The organism is Massilia horti, assembly GCF_004614195.1.
GTDB lineage: Bacteria > Pseudomonadota > Gammaproteobacteria > Burkholderiales > Burkholderiaceae_D > Telluria > Telluria horti.
Genome location: NZ_SPUM01000051.1, coordinates 13,828 through 34,340, shown reverse-complemented (window position 1 = coordinate 34,340; position 20,513 = coordinate 13,828). Strand labels below are relative to the sequence as shown.

The window sequence follows — 20,513 nt, the reverse complement described above, 5'->3', positions numbered from 1 at the left end:
AAAGTTGGAACTGGTGTCCAACTTTTCTGGGTCAGTTCACTGCGCGGGGACGACGAGACTCTAATCGACTTGTCCCTGGCCCGCCTTGTGGAACCAGGCCGGGTTGTTCTGGTCCTTGTCGTGTTCCATATCGGCCGGAGACTGGTTGGCCCCGGTCTGGGGCATGCCCAGCCCGGTCTCGTAGGCCCCCGCCTGTTCGCTGCGGGTGTCCAGGGCGCCGCGTGAATGGGACATCAGCGCCGGGTCGTCCCGTTCCGACCGGGGCGGATGGCAGTCGGTTTCATCGGGCAGGTGTCCGGCCTGCCGGTGCAGAGCGTCCGTCGGCAGCGCGGTTTCGCCGGCAATTCCGGCATCGTTGCGGGTCAGGCCACTGCCGCCGCTGCCGCCCGTTTCCGCCATGGTCTCGTGGGTGAGCGTCGCGCCCGCTTCTCCGCTGGTCGGGCCGCCGATGCCGAGCGTCGCCTCGTCGTGGCCGCCCGGTCGGCCGCTACCCGATCCTGAGTGTTTGCCGTTCATTTCGCCCCCTTTCGCTTGATGCCGGTCCATTATGCGCCGGATTGGCGAACCTCGGCGTCGGCCAGGAAATCACTTGATCACGGTTGCGCCTGAAGCGACCGAGAGCGCTTCCCGCAGCGGGTCTGCCTGCTGGTTCCATACCTTGCCGGCGAGGATGTCGCGTACCGTGGCCGGCCGGTCGTAGTAATCCTGCGTCAGACGCTGGTTGAAATGGACGTCGTCCAGCGCCACCGACACGATGTTGCCAAACAAGCCCTTGGCGGTGGCCCACGCGATCACGTCGCCGGCGCCGACCGTACCTTGGGCCATCGCGCTCCAGTTGAAAACCGTCAGTCCGGCGTCCGCACTCAGCGTGAACTTGTTCTTGTGCTTAAATCCCGCAATTGCCTTGTCATTCATGAGCAGCAGGACCATGGACCCGCCCTCGGCGCCGGCCTGGCCGCCAACGCTGAGCGTGCCGATGCTGAAGAAGGCGGGGTAGCTCCAGGCGCCGCTCTTGCGCCGCAGCGACAGCACCCCGGCGCCGCCGCTGGCGCCGATGCCCAGTGCCGCCCGCCCGTATGCCGGGACGATGAACACGCCCCTGGCCTGGGAAAAGAGGGTGCCCATCCCCGGTTCCTGCGCCGCCATGCGCACCACGTCGACCGCGTCGTTGACATGACTGGCGGCCGCAGACTGGGCCCGCTCCCCGGCGCCGCGCGTTGCGGCCGGCGGCTCCTCGTTCTCCGCGCATGCCCAACCGCTTGCTGCCAGCAATAGAAGGCAATGAAGCATCCATGCGACCACTCGCGGACGTTGCAGACCCATTTGACGGCCCCCCAATGGCGACGTGGCGGCCGCTTGCCGCACCAACCAAAACAGTACGGACTCGGTAGCGCAGCTGTTTGATTTCCGTCAGCCGCGCGCCTGTCGTCGCTGGGATGGTAAATTTGCAGGCAATGCCGCCGGGGGGGAAAGCGAAAATGTGGTATCGCGCCGCTGCCGACCTGGTGCTTGTCGTGCACCTGGCCTACATCCTGTTCGTCGTGTTCGGCGGTTTTGCCGTGGCCCGCTGGCGCTGGCTTGTGTGGCTGCACCTGCCGGCCGCGGCCTGGGGATTTGCGATCGAGATCGGCGATTTGCGCTGTCCGCTGACCTATCTCGAAAACCTCCTGCGCGTGCGGGCCGGACAGACCGGCTATACGGGCGGCTTCCTCGAGCACTACCTGCTGTGGGTGATCTACCCGATCGGGCTCACCCGCTGGTTCCAGCTCTTCCTTGGTACGGCCGTGGTTCTCATCAACATTGCCGTCTATACCTGGATTTGGCGTCATCCGCGCGGCCGGCCCGCACAGGCGCAATAAGCCGGGCACGGCCTTCGCGTGTGCCGGGCGGCTGGGGGAACTGTGAGACCGCGCCGCTGCCTAACCGCTACTTGCGGGCAGGATGCGCGCATCCGGCCAGCACTCGTAGCATATGGACTGACGGAGCCGTGTCATGAATAGTTTTTTCGCTCAATCGTGGTGGGAGATCGCCTTGCGCGGGGTGCTCGCGATCCTGTTCGGTATTCTGGCGGCGGTCGTGCCGGGGCTGACGCTGCTGGGGCTGATCGCCCTGTTCGCCGCTTTCGCCCTGCTGTCCGGTATCTCGGCGGTCGCCGGGGCAGCACGCTATCGGCGCGCCAACGATGACTGGTGGCTGCCTTTGCTGCTCGGCCTGGTTTCGATCGGCGCCGGGATAGTGGCGTTGGTCAATCCCGCTCTTACCGCGTTGGCATTGGTGTTGATCATGGGGGCCAATGCGCTCGTCACCGGCGTGCTCGAAATTATCGCCGCGGTCAGGTTGCGCAAGGTCATCGAGGGCGAATGGATGATGGCCCTCTCCGGCATCGTCTCGATCGTGTTCGGTGCACTGGTGTTCCTGTTCCCCGGCGCGGGTGCACTGGCACTGGTTTGGCTGATCAGCCTGTACGCGATCCTCTCCGGCATCTTGCTGCTCGCCTTGTCGGTGAAGGTGCAGCGGCTGGCGCGGCGCGGCCAACTGCCTCCGGGCGAGCGGCGCGGCATTCCCGACCGGCGCATCTCCCCGGCGCATTAGATCATCAGGCGGCATGGGCGTGAGCCCGTCCTGCCTTTTGACGCCATCATCAAAGAAGAGCGCCCGCCAGGCTGCCGGGCGCTGTCACACCGACGTGACCGCAGGATGTCTCGAATGGGCGCGTTTGTACTGCAGTGTGGCAAACTGTTCGATGGTGTGGCCGACCAGTTGACGGGCCCGGTCGAAATTCTGGTGGAAGGCGATCGTATCGCCGAGATCGGCACTTCGGTACGCCGGCCAGCCGATGCTCAGACAATTGATCTTTCGGAGCGCACCGTCAGTCCCGGGTTCATCGACACGCATGTGCATTTGACGATGGATGCCGCCGATCTGGCCCTGCAGACGCTGCAATCATCCGCAGCCAAGGCGCTCAAGGGGCTGAACATCGCCCGCGACTACATGCGTTACGGCTTCACGACCCTGCGCGACATGGGTTGCGCCGATCCGCAATTTCCGACCGTCGACCTGCGCAACGCGCTCGCGGCCGGCCTGGTCGAGGGGCCGTGGCTGGTGGTGGCCGCGCATATCATCAGTTCGTCTGCCGGCCATGGCGATCTGCGCGGGTTCTACGGGCCCCAGCTGTCGCGCGGCCTGAAACCGAGATGGCCCGCGTAGCGATGGTCCCACCAGCGCATCTCGTTATCGCTGCGGCTGCCGGCCTCAAGGCCGGCCCGCGCACGGCAGTCTGCACGTGCAAGTGTTGTGCCGTCGATCAGAACCTCAAGTCGAGGCGTGCACCGAAGTAGCGCCACGAATCGCGCGCCGGTGTCCAGGTGGTATTGGTGACGTTCACCACCGGGTTAGGCGCCTTGGAGCTCCAGCTGCCGGCGCCCGTCAGGCCGGTTGTCGCATAGTGGCGGTTGAACACGTTATTGACGAAGAAGCTCAATTTCCAAAGGTTCTTGTCGTCTTTCAAGCCAAAGCCAAGGTTGGTGATGCTATAGGCGCCCACGGCCAGGCTCGGGTCCTGGTTCAGGTTGGTGATCACGTCGCTCTGGTAGCGCACATTGCCGCGAACAAAGGCGCCAAAGCCCCGGTTCGCCAGGTGAATGTCGTACTGGGCATCCAGGTTGGCCTTGATCTTGGGCGCATTCGGCATGCGCCCGCCCGACAGGTTCTGTACGTTTTGGTTGCCGTACTGCGGATTCTTCAACTGGCATTCCAGGTTAAAGCCGCCGTTCGGGCTGCCGGTCACGTTGTAGCAGGGGCCGTTCGGGAAATCGGTGATGGTAGCGTCGGTGTAGGCTACGCTCGCATTGACCAGCAGCGCCTGGGTCACCAGGGCGCTCACATCCAGTTCCACGCCCTTGGTCTGCACACCGCCCACGCTGGACAGGCGGGTCACGTAGGTGGTGGTGCCGGGCAGATAGCCGCCCGCATTCTGCTGGTAGTCGCTGAACTTGGTCAGGAAGGCTGCCATGTTCCACGTCAGGCGGTTACGCAGGAAATTACCCTTGAAGCCGAATTCGACGGTCTTCGAGGTTTCCGCCTTCACCGGTTGCTCGGCCGCGGTGGCGGCGCTCAGGCCGCTGGTGATGTCGTAGGCCTTGCCCTTGTAGCCGGTGGCGCCGGTCACGTAGACCATCATGTCCTGGCTCAGGTGGTGCGCCAGGCTCAGCTTGCCAGTAAGCTTGTTTTCACCGTTATCGAGGCTCTCGTAATAGGCGGTCGGCTTGAAGTCGCCCGGCGGCGGCGCACCCAGGGCCATCGTGTATCCGGAGACTTCGCGGTTGTAGCGCAGGCCACCCATCAGGCTCCAGACGGGGGAGAACTGCCAGGTCGCCTGGCCGTAGAGCGCGTAGTTGATGTTGTAGGTCGAGCCGAAGTATTGCGTCGGGGTCGACAGCGCGATGCCGTTGTAGCCGCGAATGAATTGGCGGCCGATTTCATTCTTGCCGTACCACAGGCCGGACACGTAGCGGATCGGACCACTGTCAGGCGAAGTCAGGCGGAACTCCTGCGTGCGCGACTTGACGTCGAAGCTGCCATATTGCGTGTAACCAGCATCCACGCCGGCCGGCTTGCCGTTGGCCAGCGGGTAGTACAGCAGCGTGTGGACATCCACGAAGTCCTGGTCGCGCGAATCGTAGGCCAGGTAGCGGTCGAATGAGGTGATCGAGCTGAGCGTGGCTCCATTGTCCAGGGCATAGGTAAGCTTCAGGCCGGCGCCACGGGTGGTGGAATCCTGTCCCGTCGGCGCGTCGTTGCGCACGGTACGGTTTTCCGGGCCGATGGGGATGCCGTCCAGCAAGGTGGTGGCCGGCAGCTGGGCGATGTTCGACAGCAGCGCTCCCTGCAACGGCGTCAGGCTGGTCAGCACCAGCACGCAGCAATTGCGGTTCGAATGGTTAAAGCGGGGCGAGAAGTCGACGTCCAGGTTGCTGGTCGGGCGCCAGTTCAGCTTGGCCATGAAGGTCTTGTCCGACGACCCGTTGACCTTGCCGCCGGTGGTGAGGTTGGTCACGTTGCCCGGATAGCGGTTTTCGATCGCCGAGATGCGGTAACCAAATTGCTCGGACGTGCGCCCGCTGGACGAGGCGCTCACGCGCCATTCGTGGTCGCTGGTCAGCATCGAGCTGAAGGTGTTGGTGATCGGTCCGGCGATCGGCTTGGTGGTGATGTTGAGGGCGCCCGCGATCGCGCTCTTGCCGAACAGCGTGCTTTGCGGCCCCTTCAGGATTTCGACTCGCTGCAACTCCGGCACTTCGCGAAACGCCTGCACCTGCATGCCCATCGGAATGTCATCGATGATCACAGCCACGTCGGCCTCGACCCCGATGCCGATCGAACTGGTGCCGATACCGCGCATGTTGATGCCGTTGTTGGCTGGCGTGGTGCCGTAGGTGACCGTCAACGCGGGCGACAGGTTGATCACGTCCTCAACGTCGCGCACGTTGTTGCGTTGCAAAAATTGTTCGCCCATCACCGAGATCGCCATCGGTACGTTCTCGAGCTTTTCGACCCGCTTGTTCGCTGTCACAACCACCGTTTCGAGGCCTGGCGTGGCCTCCTGGTCGGACTTCGGCGCCTCCTGTGCAAAGGCGGCGCTGGACAGCGCCAGCATGATCGCGAACGGTAACGGTTTGATGATTGGATGCTGCATGGTACGTCTCCTTGTTGTTGTTTTGAGGCTGAAGTTTTTTATGGGCGGCAGGTGAGGGTCCAACTGATGGTGAGCGGTGACTGATCGAGCGGCTCGGCGTGCAAGGCGCCGGCGGCCATCAAACCAGGACGAAGAAAGCGGGCCATGAGAGAAGGTTAAGGTAATCGTTTAACTAATTCTAAAACAACAATTGAAGAGTGTAAACACCAATTTGCGAGACGATTTCCTGGCGTTGGGCCCAGCGATTAAGGCGCGTTCTACGAGGAAACCACAGCGCCGGAGGGGCGGCCTGTTGAGGACCGAGGAAACCGATTAACAATTCTCTTCTGTACGGCACACCCGATCACTGGCCTCAGCACTAACCGCAGAGTTCCCATTTCCCGATGAGCTTGCGCAAAGGTGCGCTCGGCCGCTGGCGATAACTTATCCATACAGCCTGGCTAACCTTTTCGCATGGAGCGCATATGGACCAAGCCGTGGCATTACACCAAACCAGTTATCCGCAGCATCCTCTGCCGCGCGTGAGCACAAAGCACAATCGGGCCGCTCGCGCCTTCCAGTTGGCTGCATTCACACTGATCTGCTCGATCCTGCTCGGCGGTTGCAATGGATCGGACCAGTCCGGCCGGGCCGCGTCGCCTGATCCTCTCGATGAACAACTCGCAGCGACACTGACACAGCACGGTTTTACTGGTACCGTCGAGCAGCGGCTAGAGGAGCGGCTTGGCAGAAAGCTGGATCCGAAGCTGGTCGACATCGGCCGCTTGCTGTTTTTCGACCAGGTGTCGGGTCTCCACAATGACAACTCCTGTGCCGGCTGCCACTCACCCACAAACGGCTTCGGCGACACACAATCGATCGCGATCGGCATCCAGAGCAATCTGCTTGTCGGCCCGAACCGCCGTGGGCCACGCAACCAGCGGCGCACGCCATCGGTGGTCAACTCTCCGTTCTATCCCAAGCTGATGTGGAACGGTCGCTTTTTCGCGCCGTCCGGCGACCCGTTCGACAATTCGATGGGGTTCAGCTTTCCACAGCCCGAAGGCACGACCAGGTTCCGTCCGAATGACCCGGTGATACGGCACCTGCTGATCGCCCAGGCGCACATGCCGCCGACGGAACTGAACGAAGCCGCTGGATTTACCGGCATCCGGGACGGTATCGATCCGCGCTATTACCAATTTGACGACGGCAAAGGCGAAGTCTGTCCGGCCCTTGATGCGACGGGTTTTCGAAACGACCCGATCAGGGCGCGCGTGGAACAGCGCCTGAACGCCATTCCGGGCTACGTGGAGAAATTTGCCGAGGTGTTCAGCGAGGTGCGCAGCGGGGCGCGGATCGACATCGCCATGTTCGCCCGCGCGATCGCGGAATTCGAATTCAGCCTGAAGGGCGCGAACGCTCCGATCGACCGGTTTGCCCGCGGTGAAACGACCGCGATGACCCAGCAGGAAAAACGCGGCGCTCTGCTGTTCTTCGGCAAGGCCAACTGTGTGGCTTGCCATGCTGTGAGCGGCAACGCGAACGAAATGTTCAGCGATTTCAAAATGCACAATATCGGCGTGCCCCAGATTGCGCCGGTATTCGGCGTCGGCAGCGGCGACACCATTTTCGACGGCCCTGGGGAAGACGAGGATTACGGGCTCGCACAGATTTCCGGCCTGGCCAGCGACCGCTATCAATTCCGCACCTCGCCACTGCGCAACGCGGCGCTGCAGCCGGCGTACTTTCACAACGGGGCGTTCACCTTGCTGGACGACGCGATCGGCCACCACCTCGATGTGCTCGCGTCATTGCACAACTATGACGCCAAGCGAGCCGGTGTCGCGCCGGACCTCGTCATGCGCATGGCGCCCATCGCCTATGTCGCGGCCACCATCGACCCGCTGGTGCGCGATCCGTTGCGCTTAAGTAGGCAAGAGCTGGACGACCTGATCCAGTTCGTCCGCACCGGCTTGCTCGACGAGCGGATGCTGTCATCGCATACCTGCTCGCTGGTGCCGAAGTCGCTCCCGAACGGCGCGCAACTGCTGAAATTCGAAACGTGTCAGTAACGACTATGACGGCCTGGTCGCGGCATTTTTGCTGCGGGGCTGTTCATTCCTGAACCTTGGCGACGGACGCGGTCATGCGGCGCACTGTCAATACCAGATTGGAATAGCTGCTGCGATAGTTGGGGCTGGCGCTGGTGGTCTTGACATCAACCAGCGGCAAGGTCGCCGTCGCCGAAAAATTGTTCTTCGGGTTGAGCGCGAGCTGCACCGAGTGGTTGGTGGTCCGTTCGAACTGCTCGGACTTGCCGGCGCAGGCGCTGGCAATGCATTCCTGCTTCTCGGTATAGTCGATCGCCAGGTCCAGGCTGACCACGTAGCTGCCGCTGGCGAGCCGGGCCGGGCTGTTAGGCAGCTGCGCCAGCGCCAGCCTGAGCTTGCCGGTCTTGGACGCGGCCAGCTCGTACACTCCGACAGCCTTCGCCTTGGGCTTGAATCCGGCCAGCGTTTCGCTCAGCCTGAAAACCTGGAACAAGTTCTTCTGGTAGGGCGCCAGGCGTTGCGCCTCGTCGTCCGCGTCTTTTTTTTGCTGGGCCTGCTGGCGCTTTAATTCGTCGACAACGGGCAGCGGTACGACCGGCTGGGGTTTGACATTGGCCAAGGGCGTAGGTGCAGGCGTCGCCGGGGGAGCAATGTCCGGGTTGCTCACATGCGCCGGCACGCCCCGAGGCGGCGGCGCCTGGTTGGCGCAGGCGGCCACCAGAAGAACGGGCAGGAGAGCGACGGCGCGAAGAATCTGCATCATGACAACCTCGGCTACTGAATGGGAATGGCTTGCTTCCGGCGCTCTTCCTGCTTATTTGCTGAGCCGGAATCCGACGCGCGGATCGCCCTTGGTCCGGTCGCCGAACGTGCGCGCCACCGGCCGCACGTCCGCGCCCATCGAATCGAAGGCGCCGCCTTTCTGTACCTTGTTCTGGCAACTGGCGCTGTCGGCACCGCTGTCCCCGTGGTGAGGTGTCCAGCAATCGGCCACCCACTCGTAGACATTGCCAAGCATGTCGTACAGTCCGCCATACGCCTTGAAACTGCCGACCGGCGCCGTCTGTGGATATTCGCCCAACGTGCCGCATTGGCCGCAGTGGGCGTTGTAGTCGCCTATTCGGTCGCCCCACGGAAAGATCGTCGTGGTCCCGGCGCGCGCCGCATATTCCCATTCCGCCTCGGTTGGCAGGCGGTACGTTTTCCCTGTCTTCTTCGAGAGCCAGGCGATGTAATCCTGGACCGCATTCCAGCTCACCTGGGTGACCGGCATGGTCGGCAACGGACTGGCGACCGTCGGTGCGGCGCACATGCCGTCATCGACGCACAGTTGCCATTGTTCGGCCGTCACTTCGGTGGCAGACATCTCGAAGGCCGCGATCGCCTTCGGCTGGCCGCCGAATTCTTCCGGTGCCGCGTCCCGGTCGCCGGGCTGGGAGCCCATGCGATAGGTGCCCGCCGGTATTTTGACCATCACCGGACACAGCGGTGTGCCGTCGGCACGGTGCAACGGGCAGGGCGGCGCGACCGATGCCGCAGCAGGCCGCGCCGGGGGGGGTATCAGCGCGGAAACGCGTCGGGGCGGTGCTTTATGTGGCCACAGCAACAAAGCGACGAGCGCCGCCACCGCCACGGCGGCGCCGGTACCCAGCATTGCAAGCTTGCGCCGCTCGGCTGCGGCGCCGGTGCCATCGATTTCTGGCGGCGCCTGCGCATCGTCGGAACCCGGGCTTCGTGCCGGAGTCGCCCATTCCTCCACCTCGTTGCCGGCTAGCGATGCCGCCGGCGCAACGGCCACCGTGCTGGGCCGGTGCAGCCGCGTGACAGGTGCATCCTCCAATTGCAGCAGGGCGCGGAAGTCTGCCACGCTCTGCGGACGCTGTTCGGGCCGCACGGCGAGCGCGCGATCGATGGCCTCCAGAAAACTTGGGCTATAGCGGCCCTTGGCGCTCTCGGCCAGCGGTACCAGTTTATCCGCTGCCAGCCGCGACAATGCGGCCTGCGGAACCTTGCCGGCAATGATGAAGTAGATCACCGAGGCCAGCGCGTACAGGTCGGTCCACGGCCCCTGCGTCATGTCCCCCATTTCGCCGTATTGCTCGATTGGCGCGTAACCCGGCTTGAGGATCACCGTCAGCGCCTGCGTCATGTCACCGATCACGCGTCGCGCCGCGCCGAAATCGAGCAGCAACGGAATCTCACGGTCCAGCATCAAGATATTGTCCGGCGCAATGTCCCGGTGAAAGCACTGCTTCTCGTGCAGCACGTGCAGCGCATCCAGGATATGGCCGAGAAAGGTCTTGAGCCAGGCTTCGGAGGACAGCAGGGCATGCTCGTCCTTCAACATTTGCTTGAGCGTGGGCGCCTGGTAATAGGGCATCGCCATGTAGCCGGTACCGTTGGCTTCCCAGAAGCGATAGACCTTGAGCAGGCAGGGATGATCGAAGCTCGCCAGCAACTGCGCTTCTTTGACGAAGCTGCTCAAGCCGACGTTGAAGGTTTCCGCATAATGCGCGGAAAGAATGGTGACCTGGGTTTCGCCGCTGCGTCCGGCAAATGCCGCCGGCATATATTCCTTCAGCGCGACATCGCGTCCGAGGGAACGGTCGTGAGCCAGATAGACGATGCCGAAGCCACCTTGCCCGATGACACGCGTTATCTCGAACTCGCCCAACATGGTTCCCGCCGCCAGGGCGTTGGGGAAGGCGGGGACGGGCGCGATCACGGTGTGGTCGTCGTCATCGGGCGGCAGGTTCATGCTGATCGCAAACCGTTGTGGGGATGTGCTCGCCTTCATTACATCCCAAAGCGCGTTGCGATGTCAATTAAATAATGGTTACGCGCAGAATGATGTGTTCCTATTCTGATGAAGGCTAAGCCTGATGCTGGGGCGGCTCATGCATCCGGCGGCTTTCAACCCAAGTTGTTGCCGGTTGCGACCGCGCCTGCTTTCATGCTCGAGCAAGTGGCGCACGCCGCAGTCGATGCAACGTATTGTGGGACAGCAACACTCGCAGGGCCTCGGATTCGCCGTCAGGCCGTGTCGCCCGCCTTGCGGAGCGCGATTACGGTGCGGCCGCCGCAGTTGCGCAACAGGTCTCGCAATTCGTTGATGACCGGGAACACCTCGTGGTTCCAGTCGGCACCCTGCTTGTCGTGGGCCTCCTGCTCAAGCTCGACGATCCAGCGATCCTCCTTGAAGATTCGTTCCGTGAACCAGACCAGTAGCGGCCATGCAAGGTCCAGTGCCAGCGGGATGCCGGGCCTGCGGATGGAAAGCAGGCCAAACGTGCGGTTGGTGCGCTGCGCCGCATCCAGCGGCACGTAGACGATCCATAGGTCCATCACTAACGTGCCGTCGCCGGACCGGATCTGGAGCGTCTGGTACGGATACTCGGTGCGCACCGTCATCACGTCCTGGTCGTCCTGATCGCCGTTCTTGCTGCTGGCGCCAAACACCAGCGCCTCGCCTACGGGCTGCTTGCCTTTGCGCGCGAACGTGTAGTCCACTTCCAGCCAACCCTCGCCGCGACGGCGGCCCCGCGCTCGCGCACGCATCTGTCCCATCTGGCGCCGGTGCAGGAATTGGTGGTTCATGTCCATCAGGTTTTCGTGCATGAAGGAGTAGTGGCACTTGACCACGCGGCCAAAGCGGCGCGTCTTGTACGCCTTGTTTGCCACCGATGGCAAGGCGGGCAGCGGCCGCGCGTTGGCCAGCGCCACATCGCCGGGGAAGACAAAGATAAGGCCGTGCACTTCCCGGCAGGGATAGGCACGCACGCCGTTGGGCAGACGCTCACGCCCGAGGTATGGCACATTGACGCAGCGGCCAGTGCTGTCATAAGTCCAGCCGTGATAGCCGCAGCGGATGCAGTCGCCTTCCACCACGCCCGCGTGCAGCGGCACCTGCCGGTGTGCGCAACGATCTTCCAGTGCGAATAGCGTACCGGACTCGGTACGCGCCAGCACGATCGGCTCGCCGGCAAAGAGCACTCCGAGGGCTCTGCCACGCCTGACTTCGCTCGACCAAGCCAGCGGATACCAGTGATCTGGGTGGATGGGAACACGGCGCAGGTCACGGACCTGCGCGCTTGCGGACGGATCGATGGAACCGCCATCCAGCCAAGGGACTGCATGCATGCGTGACGCCTCCTTGCGTAAACGGCAGCATCGACTGTCGTCACGAGTTAAAAGCGGCAGCGTTAGCGAACGCGGAAAAGCCCAGTTTACACCAGGTCGGGCGACTCACCGAAATCCCGTACACTCTATAGTGCGTCATCAAATCCACCAAATCCCATTTCAATTTCGCGCAAATGCTCCTAACGTCATCCCGCAACCGGATGTTGCTCTGCTAGCATCTCGCGACACCTGCAAACGGACGACCTGCGCCTGCGATTGCGCGTGGCTGTCGCCGGTACTGCTTGCATCATTCGAAAATGAACTGGAGACAATGACATGACGTTTCACTCCGGCGGCGCCCCGCGCCGTATCCTTGCAGTTGGGCTCGCGACGCTGGTCGGCTGCGCCTACGCGCAAACCCAGGCGCCATCGCCGGCCGAACAGCGCGCGGCCAAGCTGGTATCACAGATGACGCTGGAGGAAAAAGCGGCGCAAATCCAGCACCGCGCGCCCGCTATCCCCCGCCTTGGCATTCCTGCTTATAACTGGTGGAACGAGGGCTTGCACGGCGTCGCGCGCGCTGGCGAAGCGACCGTCTTCCCACAGGCGATCGGCATGGCCGCGAGCTGGAACACGCAACTCATCCGTGACATCGCCGACACCACCGCAACCGAATTTCGCGCCAAGTATCTGGCGCGGCGCCGTCCGGACGGCAGCATCGCCGGCGGCCCGGGGTTGACGGTGTGGTCGCCGAACGTGAACATTTTTCGCGACCCGCGCTGGGGCCGCGGGCAGGAAACCTACGGAGAAGATCCTTTCCTTACAGCGCGCATGGGTGTGGCCTTCATCGGCGGCCTGCAGGGCGACGATCCCGAGCATCCCAAGACTGTCGCCACGGTCAAGCATTTCGCGGTGCATAGCGGACCGGAACCGGCCCGCCATCGCGAGGACGTCCGTCCGTCGCTGCACGATGTCATCGACACCTACCTTCCGGCCTTCCACGCCGCGGTCACGCAAGCCAAATCGCAGGCGGTCATGTGCGCCTACAATGCATTGGATGGAGTCCCGGCCTGTGCCAATCCGCACTACTTGAAGGACATCCTGCGCAAGGACTGGAAATTCGATGGCCACGTCGTCTCGGACTGCGCGGCCATCGCCGACATCCACTTGACCAAGTCGCATGCCTATGTCAGGACGCCGGAAGAGGCGGCGGCCAACGCCATCAAGGCCGGCACCGATCTGTTCTGCTCCTCCGGCGCGAAAGACACCGCCGATCCGGCAACGACGGTCAGGGCCGTAAAGCAGGGCTTGATCTCGGAAAGCGAACTCGACGAAGCAGTGCGGCGGCTGATGGTGGCGCGCGTGCGGCTGGGCCTGCTCGACGCGCCGGGCGAAGGGCCGTACGCGGGCATCACCGCGAAGGATTTCGATACGCCGGAGCACCGAAAATTGTCGACCCAGGCTGCGCGCGAATCGATGGTCCTCCTGAAAAACACCGGCCTGCTGCCTTTCAAGTCGGCGCCAGGCCGCATCGCCGTCATCGGCCCGAATGCCAACAGCGTCGACCCGCTGGTTGGCAACTACAACGGTACGCCGTCCCAGCCGATCACGGTCTACGCCGGAATCAAGGCACGGTTCGCGACATCGCAGGTGAGCTATGTTGAAGGCACGGGCTGGGTCGCGCCGCCGCTGGAGGATATTCCCGACACCACCCTCTGCCAGGACGCCGCCTGCAACGAGCCGGGGCTGAAAGCCGAAGAGTTCAAGGGCATCAAACTGGCGGGCAAGCCGGTTGCAGTGCGTAGCGAGCCGAACGCCAGGGTCGCCTGGGGCACGCCCACCCGCGAGGAGCGCGAAACCTCCATCCGCTGGACCGGCTACATCCGGCCGAGCGAGAGCGGCATCTACCGATTCCGCTATTCCGGCGAAAATGGCTATCGCATCTACGTCGACGGCAAACTGGTCGCCGACGTGTGGGACATCGCCTGGCCGACCTCGGACACCGACATCGAGCTCACTGCCAACCAGGCATACACGATCCGCGTCGAAGCCATGCAGAATGGCACGCGCGGCGACCATCGACTGCAATGGAGCCGCCCAAGCGCCAGCGACGACGTCGCGCTCAAGGCCGCGAAACAGGCCGACGTGGTCGTATTCGTCGGCGGACTGACGGCGCGTTTCGAAGGCGAGGCGATGAGCGTCAAGGCGCCGGGTTTCGCCGGCGGCGACCGGGGCACGATGGACCTGCCGGCACCGCAGCAAAAACTGCTCGAGCGCCTGCACGCGACCGGCAAACCGGTAGTCCTGGTGCTGATGAACGGCAGTGCGATGAGCGTGAACTGGGCAGAGGCCAACCTGCCGGCCATTGTCGAAGCCTGGTATCCGGGCGGCGAGGGCGGCCAGGCGGTGGCGGAACTGCTGGCGGGCGACTTCAGCCCCGCGGGGCGCCTGCCGGTCACCTTCTACAAGTCGGTCGATCAGTTGCCGCCGTTCGGCGACTACAGCATGAAGGGACGCACCTATCGCTACTTTAGCGGCGAGCCGCTGTACCCGTTCGGCTACGGCTTGAGCTATACCTCCTTCGCCTATGGCCGGCCGGCGGTCAGCAAGAACGCGGTGAAGGCTGGCGATGCAGTCGACGTATCGGTCGACGTGCGCAATAGCGGCAGCCGCGATGGCGACGAGGTCGTTCAGCTTTATGTGTCGCGTAAGGCCGGCGGCGCACCGATCCGGTCGCTCAGGGGCTTCCAGCGCATTCACCTGAAGGCTGGCGAAACGCGCAAGGTGAGCTTTAAGGTCGATGCGCAGGATATGAGCATCATCGACGCCAAGGGAACGCGCGTGGTGCCGTCCGGTGCGGTGGATCTGTGGATTGGTGGCGGCCAGCCGGCCGGCACCAAGCCAGCTGCAGGGGCGGCAGTCCGGGTGAACATCAAAGGGCAGGCAGTGTTGAAGCCGTTCTAAAGCGCGCCGCAAACCTCAATCATTACAAGTGGAGATGCAAATGCCGACACGCCGGGATGCGATCAAATCCGTAGGAATCAGTTCACTGTTGCTGGGCGCGCGAAGTGCGAGCGCTGCCGAAAGCGCGGCGCCCAAGCCAGTGACCTGGTCCCCCGGGATCGAAGGCCAGCGCAAGGCCGACATCGGCGACGGCCGGTTCCTCAACCCGATCCTCGCCGGCGACCATCCCGACCCGACGATCCTGAAGGATGGCGCCGACTACTACATGACCTTCTCCAGCTTCAATGCCTATCCGGGGCTGGTGATCTGGCATTCGCAGGATCTTGTGAACTGGCGGCCGATCACGGCGGCGCTGACCAGGAACATCGGTTCGGTTTGGGCGCCCGACCTGTGCAAGCAAAAGGGCCGCTACTACCTCTACATCCCGACCAAGAAAACCGTCGCGCCAGGGTCGAAGACGACGTCATGGGTGATCTGGGCCGACGACATTCGCGGTCCATGGTCCGATCCAATCGACCTGAACCTGCCGCGCCACATCGACCCCGGCCATGCGGTCGGCGAGGACGGGTCACGCTGGTTGTTCCTCTCCGGCGGCGACCGTGTCCGCCTGTCGGACGACGGCCTGGCCACAGTGGGCGAGCCACAGCACGTGTACGACGCATGGCGCTACCCTGAGGGCTGGGAGGTCGAAAGCTTTTCGCCGGAAGGCCCGAAGGTGGTGAAACACGGCGAGTACTTCTATCTGATCCTGGCAGTCGGCGGCACCGCTGGCCCGCCGACCGGGCACATGGTCATCGCCGCCCGCTCGCGCTCCATCAACGGCCCATGGGAGAACCATCCACGCAACCCGCTCGTGCGCACGACGCGCGCCGAGGAAAAATGGTGGTCGCGCGGCCACGCGTCGCTGGTCGAAGGGCCAGGCGGCGACTGGTGGGGCGTATACCACGGCTACGAGAACGGGTTCTGGACACTTGGCCGCCAGACGCTGCTGGCGCCCGTGACCTGGACGGCGGACGGCTGGCTCGAATTTGGCGGAGGCGACCTGTCCCAGCCGATCAGCAAGCCGCGCGGCGGCAAGGCCGGCGTGCACGGAATGGCGCTGTCCGACGATTTTTCAACGGACAAATACGGCTTGCAGTGGCAGTTCTTCAATCCCTCGCCAGGGGAGCTGGACCGCATCTTGCGCAAGGACCGGGTGCTGCACCTGAAGGCGAGCGGCACGACGCCTTCGGACTCGTCGCCGCTTCTGTTCGTGGCGCCGGACCAGGACTACGAGATCACATGCGAAATCGAGATCGATCCGCAGAGCCGGGGCGGTCTGCTGCTCTTTTATGACGACCGGCTCTACTGCGGGGTTGGCGTGAATGCGGACCGCTTCACCACTTACCAGTACGGTAAAGAGCATGGCGGCGCGCCGAACCTGCATGGCAGCCGGGTGTTCGTGCGGCTGCGTAATCGCCAGCACATCGTCAGCATCCATACCTCGACTGACGGGAAGGCATGGAGCCGCTACCCGCGCGGGATGGAGGTGTCCGGCTACCATCACAATGTGCGCGGCGGCTTCCTGGCGTTGAAGCCCGGCCTGTTTGCGGCAGGCAAGGGCGAGGTCAGGTTCCGCAATTTCAGGTACCAGGCCTTTGGCTGAGTAACGTACGCTTCGCAGTACCCTGGCCTGCGGCGTTCGCCAGGGCGTAGGGTGCGCACCAGTGCGCACGCGGTACGGTTGAATATCGTTGGCGCCGGTATGCACACGTACCGCGTGCGCAGCAAAGCTGCACACCCTACGGTCCCAAGGAACGCAGTCGGGCACGCTACCGCTTATTTGCACTGACATCGCCATAAAAAAAGACGACGAGTCGTCTCCGAGTCGTCGTCTGGATGATGCGCCACCTGCCCCGACAGCGAGGCCGGCCAGGTGGCGTGGTTGCCTTACAGGGTGCGCAGGTTCACACCGATCATGACGCGGCGACCGGCGTAGCCATAGTCCAGCAGGTTGGGCGTGCCATCCGAGAACCCTGCGAACTGTGCCTGGCTGGTCGAAGTGGTCGCGTTACCCAGGTTGCGTCCCTCCACGAAAACCTCGATGCCTGGCTTGACCTTATACGAGATCTTGCCGTCGATGAAGCGGGTCGAGTCCTTGAAGTTCGGCGAACCCGGATTGTACGGGAACCTGATCATGCCGCTGGTAACCCCATTGGCTGCATAGTCGTAGTTGTCGATCGAGCCGCAACCCGCGATGCAGTTGAAGTAGGATGCCACCGCCTGCATTGCCACGCGGGCCGACAGCTTGCCGTCGTCGTACCACAGCGCCCAGTTGTACGAGTACTTCGATTCGCGCGCCGGCGGCAGCGGGGTGCCGGTCAGCAGGTCAACCACGTTTTCGCTCGTGGTGGCCGAACGCAGCTTGGTGTAGTTCGCGTCAAAGCCCGTATAGCGCAGGAACCAGGGCAGGAAGGTGAACGCGGTCTTGGTGCCAAACTCGACGCCCTTGCGGGTGGTCGTGGCGCCGTTCTGCCACAGCGAGTAGTTGAAATCGACGTCCGACAGTGCCACGCCGGTGACCGGATCGACCAGGCCCGAACCACCGGCGAGCGGCAGCTTGGACACGCCACGGCTGACCGCCGCGCCGATCCTGCCTTCCTGCTGGAAGCCGGCGATGGAGAACATCGTATCCTTGTTCGGATAGAACTCGAAGCTCAGGTTCTGGTTGACGTTCATCTGGGCCTGCAATGCCGGGTTGCCGATGGTGCCGCTGCAGGTTTGCGAAGCGGCCGGGTCCTTGTCGACCAGGGTGGCGTCGTATGTGCAGGTGCCGGACGGCATCAGGTAGTTGATCGGCGGACGGGCGACGGTCTTGGCGCGGTTGTAGCGCGCCACCAGCTTGTCCGGCACCAGCCACATCGCCAGGTTGTAGATCGGCATGAAGTCGTGGCTGGTGTCATTGATCGACACGGCTTGCGAGACCGAGCTCGTGACCGTACCACCAGGCGCGGTCGGCAGGGCAGGATTGTATTGGCCCGGGATCGGGGTGATCGAGGTTAGGGTCATCATGCCGGTGCCGCGCACGCGGGTCTTCACGTAGCGATAGCCCATGTTGCCCTCGAGCTCCCAGCCGAACGGCAGCGAGAGGCTGGTGAACGGAATGTGGTCCAGGCCGAAGTCGCCCATGACGTAGAACGCCTGGGTGCGCTCCGTGAGGTGCGTTTGGGGCTGGTCGTAAACCTTACCGTCGCTCGCAGTGCACTTCTTGACGCAGTCGAAGTTAGTGTGCGGGGTATTGACCAGCTCGAAGACCTTGTCGACGTCGATCCCCACCCAGTTATTCAGCAGGCCGGCCGGGCGGCCGTTTGCGCCCGAGAAGAACTGGGTTGGCGTCACGTTACCCTTGAGGGATTGCTGGACCATGTCATTCCACTGCTGCACGGTCAGGGTCGTATTGCCATCGAGGCCACGGCGCGGGTCAGCGCCGGGCAGGAAGCCGAACTGGCAGGCATTGCCGCCGGGGCCGAGCGAGCCCGGGGTGTCCTGGCAGCCGTTGAAGGTGCTGCGGATGACCACCGAAGGCAGCACGACCGCAGGGATGTAGTCGGGCGCGCCGAAGGTGCCGATCGCAGCCTTTACGGTGAAGCCGCCATTGTTGCCGCTGTTCGGGTCCCAGCTGTCCTTGATGTTGTCGCGCAGGTTGAAACCGGCCTTGAAGCGCTTGAAGAACGGGATCGAATCCGGCACCGCATAGGTCAGGTCGAGCTTGGCCGTGCGTTCTTCGCTCTCCATGATCCGCGGATTGTAGTAGGTGCTTGGCTGCTGCGTCAGCAGCGGCTGCTGGGCGGCCGTATAAGCCGGCATCGCGCGGGTGTTGGTCGCGCTGAGCTTGACTGCGCTGCTTGCCACGCCGGGGAACAAGGTTCCGTACTGGGCCGGGTTGCCCTGGTCGAAGCTGCTGCCGGCCGGGAAGCTGTAGCCCCACAGGCCGTTCGGCAGCACGGACAGGGTCGTCTCGCCGTAATAGTTGTTGAAGCTGACGCGCTTCTGTGCGCGCTCGAAGTCCGACTTGGCGTCGCCGACGAAGAATTCGGTGGTCAGGCGGCCGTTCTTGTAGGTGCCGCCAAGCTGCAGGTATTTCGCTGTCGTCTTCGCATACTCGTGCAGTTGGTCGGTCGTTGCCGCGGCATCGGTGATCGTGAACTTCGTGAGGTGGTGGTTGGCGTCGTAGACGATGGAACCCGGGATGATGTTCGCCACCGAACTCGACAGGTAGGTGTTGCTCGCCTGGCTTGGGGTGTTGTACGCATAGTAGCCGGAACCCGGTGCCGGGATGCGTGTTCCTGCCTTCGTGTCATCGATGAAGGCCGGGCCGTTATAGGTCGGGCTGAACACGCTGCTGGGGTTGACTTTCACACCGCCCAGGTTGTACGTCATCTGGTGCATGTCGTCGTAGCGGCGGTTGAAGCTGCCCTTGGCATACACGGTCAGGTTTTTGTTGACCTTGAAGTCGGTACGCAGGTCCAGGTTCTGGCGCTTGTCGAACTCGCGCTTCACAAAATAGCGCAGGTTGGACGGCGTGTAGTCGTTCCACTGGTTCAGGCAGCTGAACAGCTCGTTATTGCGCTGGGACTGGGCCGCCCCGCGCGCTGCCGAGGTGATCAGGTTGGTCTGGGCCGTCGTCAGCTGCGGGAACGCAGTGTAGCAGTCCGCCTTGGTCTTGGCCGCGGCCGATTTGGTCAGCACCTCGTACGGCGAGGCCGAGCTGAAGAAGCCGCCGGCGGTGAGCGGCGACTGCAGCATCGGCGACCTGGTGGTCACGTCATCCGTCATGGTGCCCGGCTGGTAGGTGAAGGTCTTTTCGGGCGAGTTGTCGAAGTCGAGCAGGCGGTAATAGCCCGAGCGGGCGGCGTTGGCCACTTGGACCGAATGGGCCTCGTTGGCCAGGACCTGGTGCGATGCGTTGAGCACCACGCCCAGGCGCCCGTCGAGGAATTTGTCCGCCAGGACCAGGTTCGCGTTCGGCTGCCAGCTCTTGTTGAGCGAGCTTTGCGATTCGGCGATCCGCAGCGATGCGAAGGGCTTCTTGAAGTCCAGGCCGGTGCGGGTCTTGATGACGATGCCGCCGCCCAGCGAGCCCTCGGTCATGTCCGCGGTCGAGCCCTTGACCACGTCCACGCTCTTGATCAGGTCCGCCGACAGCTGGCGGAACTCGGAGCCGCGGCCGTTGCCGCCGCCGGACATGTCGGTGCCGCCGGCGGACTGCACGCCCTGGCCGTCGATCTCGACGCGGGTAAGGTCAGGGCCGTTGCCGCGCACGGCCACGCTGACGCCTTCACCGAAGTCGCCGCGATCGAGCGCCACGCCGGACATGCGCGAGATCGCCTCGCCGATGTTCCGGTCAGGGAGCGAGCCGACGTCTTCCGCGACGATCGAATCGATTGCGGTGGCGGCATTCTTCTTGCGGTCGATACTCGACTGCTGGGAGGCGCGGGTGCCGACGATCTCCACTTTCGCGACCGGGCTCTCGTCCGCCGTGGCCGCAGCAGCCGGGGCGCTTGCCTGGTTCTCCTGTGCGATTGCCATGTTCCCGGCAACCAGCGAAGCGACGGCGAGCGATACCGCAAAGCTCAAACGATTACGGCGTATTTCATAAGCGGCCGTTTGTTTCATCTTCTATCTCCAAGGTTCGTCAAAGGTTTTACTTCTTGTGCTGCCCC

The 20,513-nt window shown here is 63.5% G+C and carries 13 protein-coding genes; 6 read left to right on the top strand and 7 right to left on the bottom strand.

Going from position 1 to position 20,513, the window contains the following annotated elements:
* Positions 1-60 precede the first annotated feature (60 nt).
* Positions 61-546, bottom strand: coding sequence for a hypothetical protein (locus E4O92_RS09290; protein ID WP_135189491.1), 486 nt, complete (start codon positions 544-546; stop codon positions 61-63).
* Positions 547-585: 39 nt separating this feature from the next.
* Positions 586-1,290, bottom strand: coding sequence for a lipid-binding SYLF domain-containing protein (locus tag E4O92_RS09285; protein WP_167759744.1), 705 nt, complete (start codon positions 1,288-1,290; stop codon positions 586-588).
* A gap of 188 nt (positions 1,291-1,478) precedes the next feature.
* Between E4O92_RS09285 and E4O92_RS09280 the strand changes: the two genes are divergently transcribed.
* The 3 genes from E4O92_RS09280 to E4O92_RS09270 all read left to right on the top strand — a co-directional run bounded on the left by E4O92_RS09280 (position 1,479) and on the right by E4O92_RS09270 (position 3,207).
* On the top strand, positions 1,479-1,859 hold the full coding sequence (locus E4O92_RS09280; RefSeq protein ID WP_135189489.1) for a DUF2784 domain-containing protein: 381 nt from the start codon (positions 1,479-1,481) through the stop codon (positions 1,857-1,859).
* A gap of 133 nt (positions 1,860-1,992) precedes the next feature.
* On the top strand, positions 1,993-2,592 hold the full coding sequence (locus E4O92_RS09275; RefSeq protein WP_135189488.1) for an HdeD family acid-resistance protein: 600 nt from the start codon (positions 1,993-1,995) through the stop codon (positions 2,590-2,592).
* 114 nt (positions 2,593-2,706) lie between these two features.
* Positions 2,707-3,207 (top strand): amidohydrolase family protein, encoded by a 501-nt coding sequence (locus E4O92_RS09270; protein ID WP_206076839.1) that lies wholly within the window; start codon positions 2,707-2,709, stop codon positions 3,205-3,207.
* 97 nt (positions 3,208-3,304) lie between these two features.
* Here E4O92_RS09270 and E4O92_RS09265 read toward each other — a convergent pair whose 3' ends face one another.
* Entirely contained in the window at positions 3,305-5,695 is a 2,391-nt protein-coding gene (locus E4O92_RS09265) for a TonB-dependent receptor (protein WP_135189487.1), read from the bottom strand.
* A 464-nt stretch (positions 5,696-6,159) separates the two neighbouring features.
* On the opposite strand from E4O92_RS09265, the gene E4O92_RS09260 reads away from it, so the two are divergent.
* The gene (locus E4O92_RS09260) at positions 6,160-7,749 is read left to right on the top strand and encodes a cytochrome-c peroxidase (protein WP_135189486.1); all 1,590 of its coding nucleotides are present in this window, start codon (positions 6,160-6,162) and stop codon (positions 7,747-7,749) included.
* A gap of 43 nt (positions 7,750-7,792) precedes the next feature.
* On the opposite strand, the gene E4O92_RS09255 is transcribed toward E4O92_RS09260, so the two are convergent.
* From E4O92_RS09255 to E4O92_RS09245, 3 genes are all read right to left on the bottom strand, one after another.
* Positions 7,793-8,491 carry a hypothetical protein gene (locus tag E4O92_RS09255; protein ID WP_135189485.1) on the bottom strand — a complete coding sequence of 233 codons (699 nt, stop codon included), beginning with the start codon at positions 8,489-8,491 and terminating at the stop codon, positions 7,793-7,795.
* Between the two features lie 51 nt (positions 8,492-8,542).
* Entirely contained in the window at positions 8,543-10,525 is a 1,983-nt protein-coding gene (locus E4O92_RS09250; protein WP_167759743.1) for a bifunctional serine/threonine-protein kinase/formylglycine-generating enzyme family protein, read from the bottom strand.
* Positions 10,526-10,761: 236 nt separating this feature from the next.
* Positions 10,762-11,868 carry a Rieske 2Fe-2S domain-containing protein gene (locus tag E4O92_RS09245; protein WP_135189483.1) on the bottom strand — a complete coding sequence of 369 codons (1,107 nt, stop codon included), beginning with the start codon at positions 11,866-11,868 and terminating at the stop codon, positions 10,762-10,764.
* Between the two features lie 315 nt (positions 11,869-12,183).
* Here E4O92_RS09245 and E4O92_RS09240 point away from each other — a divergent pair, with 315 nt between their 5' ends.
* Together E4O92_RS09240 and E4O92_RS09235 are read left to right on the top strand one after the other, a co-directional pair.
* Positions 12,184-14,811 carry a glycoside hydrolase family 3 C-terminal domain-containing protein gene (locus E4O92_RS09240; RefSeq protein ID WP_135189482.1) on the top strand — a complete coding sequence of 876 codons (2,628 nt, stop codon included), beginning with the start codon at positions 12,184-12,186 and terminating at the stop codon, positions 14,809-14,811.
* A gap of 40 nt (positions 14,812-14,851) precedes the next feature.
* Positions 14,852-16,456, top strand: a complete 1,605-nt coding sequence (locus tag E4O92_RS09235; protein ID WP_229483204.1) for a family 43 glycosylhydrolase — start codon at positions 14,852-14,854, stop codon at positions 16,454-16,456.
* 284 nt (positions 16,457-16,740) lie between these two features.
* Here the strand turns inward: E4O92_RS09235 and E4O92_RS09230 are convergent, their stop codons facing one another.
* A complete protein-coding gene (locus tag E4O92_RS09230) occupies positions 16,741-20,466 on the bottom strand; it encodes a TonB-dependent receptor (protein WP_135189480.1) in 3,726 nt (1,241 codons plus the stop codon).
* Positions 20,467-20,513 lie beyond the last annotated feature (47 nt).

What these genes read in the sequence shown, in the direction of transcription:
- E4O92_RS09290 (WP_135189491.1), bottom strand. Translation starts at nt 546, where the DNA reads ATGGACCGGCATCAAGCGAAAGGGGGCGAAATGAACGGCAAACACTCA.
- E4O92_RS09285 (WP_167759744.1), bottom strand. Translation starts at nt 1,290, where the DNA reads ATGCTTCATTGCCTTCTATTGCTGGCAGCAAGCGGTTGGGCATGCGCG.
- E4O92_RS09280 (WP_135189489.1), top strand. Translation starts at nt 1,479, where the DNA reads ATGTGGTATCGCGCCGCTGCCGACCTGGTGCTTGTCGTGCACCTGGCC.
- E4O92_RS09275 (WP_135189488.1), top strand. Translation starts at nt 1,993, where the DNA reads ATGAATAGTTTTTTCGCTCAATCGTGGTGGGAGATCGCCTTGCGCGGG.
- E4O92_RS09270 (WP_206076839.1), top strand. Translation starts at nt 2,707, where the DNA reads ATGGGCGCGTTTGTACTGCAGTGTGGCAAACTGTTCGATGGTGTGGCC.
- E4O92_RS09265 (WP_135189487.1), bottom strand. Translation starts at nt 5,695, where the DNA reads ATGCAGCATCCAATCATCAAACCGTTACCGTTCGCGATCATGCTGGCG.
- E4O92_RS09260 (WP_135189486.1), top strand. Translation starts at nt 6,160, where the DNA reads ATGGACCAAGCCGTGGCATTACACCAAACCAGTTATCCGCAGCATCCT.
- E4O92_RS09255 (WP_135189485.1), bottom strand. Translation starts at nt 8,491, where the DNA reads ATGATGCAGATTCTTCGCGCCGTCGCTCTCCTGCCCGTTCTTCTGGTG.
- E4O92_RS09250 (WP_167759743.1), bottom strand. Translation starts at nt 10,525, where the DNA reads ATGAAGGCGAGCACATCCCCACAACGGTTTGCGATCAGCATGAACCTG.
- E4O92_RS09245 (WP_135189483.1), bottom strand. Translation starts at nt 11,868, where the DNA reads ATGCATGCAGTCCCTTGGCTGGATGGCGGTTCCATCGATCCGTCCGCA.
- E4O92_RS09240 (WP_135189482.1), top strand. Translation starts at nt 12,184, where the DNA reads ATGACGTTTCACTCCGGCGGCGCCCCGCGCCGTATCCTTGCAGTTGGG.
- E4O92_RS09235 (WP_229483204.1), top strand. Translation starts at nt 14,852, where the DNA reads ATGCCGACACGCCGGGATGCGATCAAATCCGTAGGAATCAGTTCACTG.
- E4O92_RS09230 (WP_135189480.1), bottom strand. Translation starts at nt 20,466, where the DNA reads ATGAAACAAACGGCCGCTTATGAAATACGCCGTAATCGTTTGAGCTTT.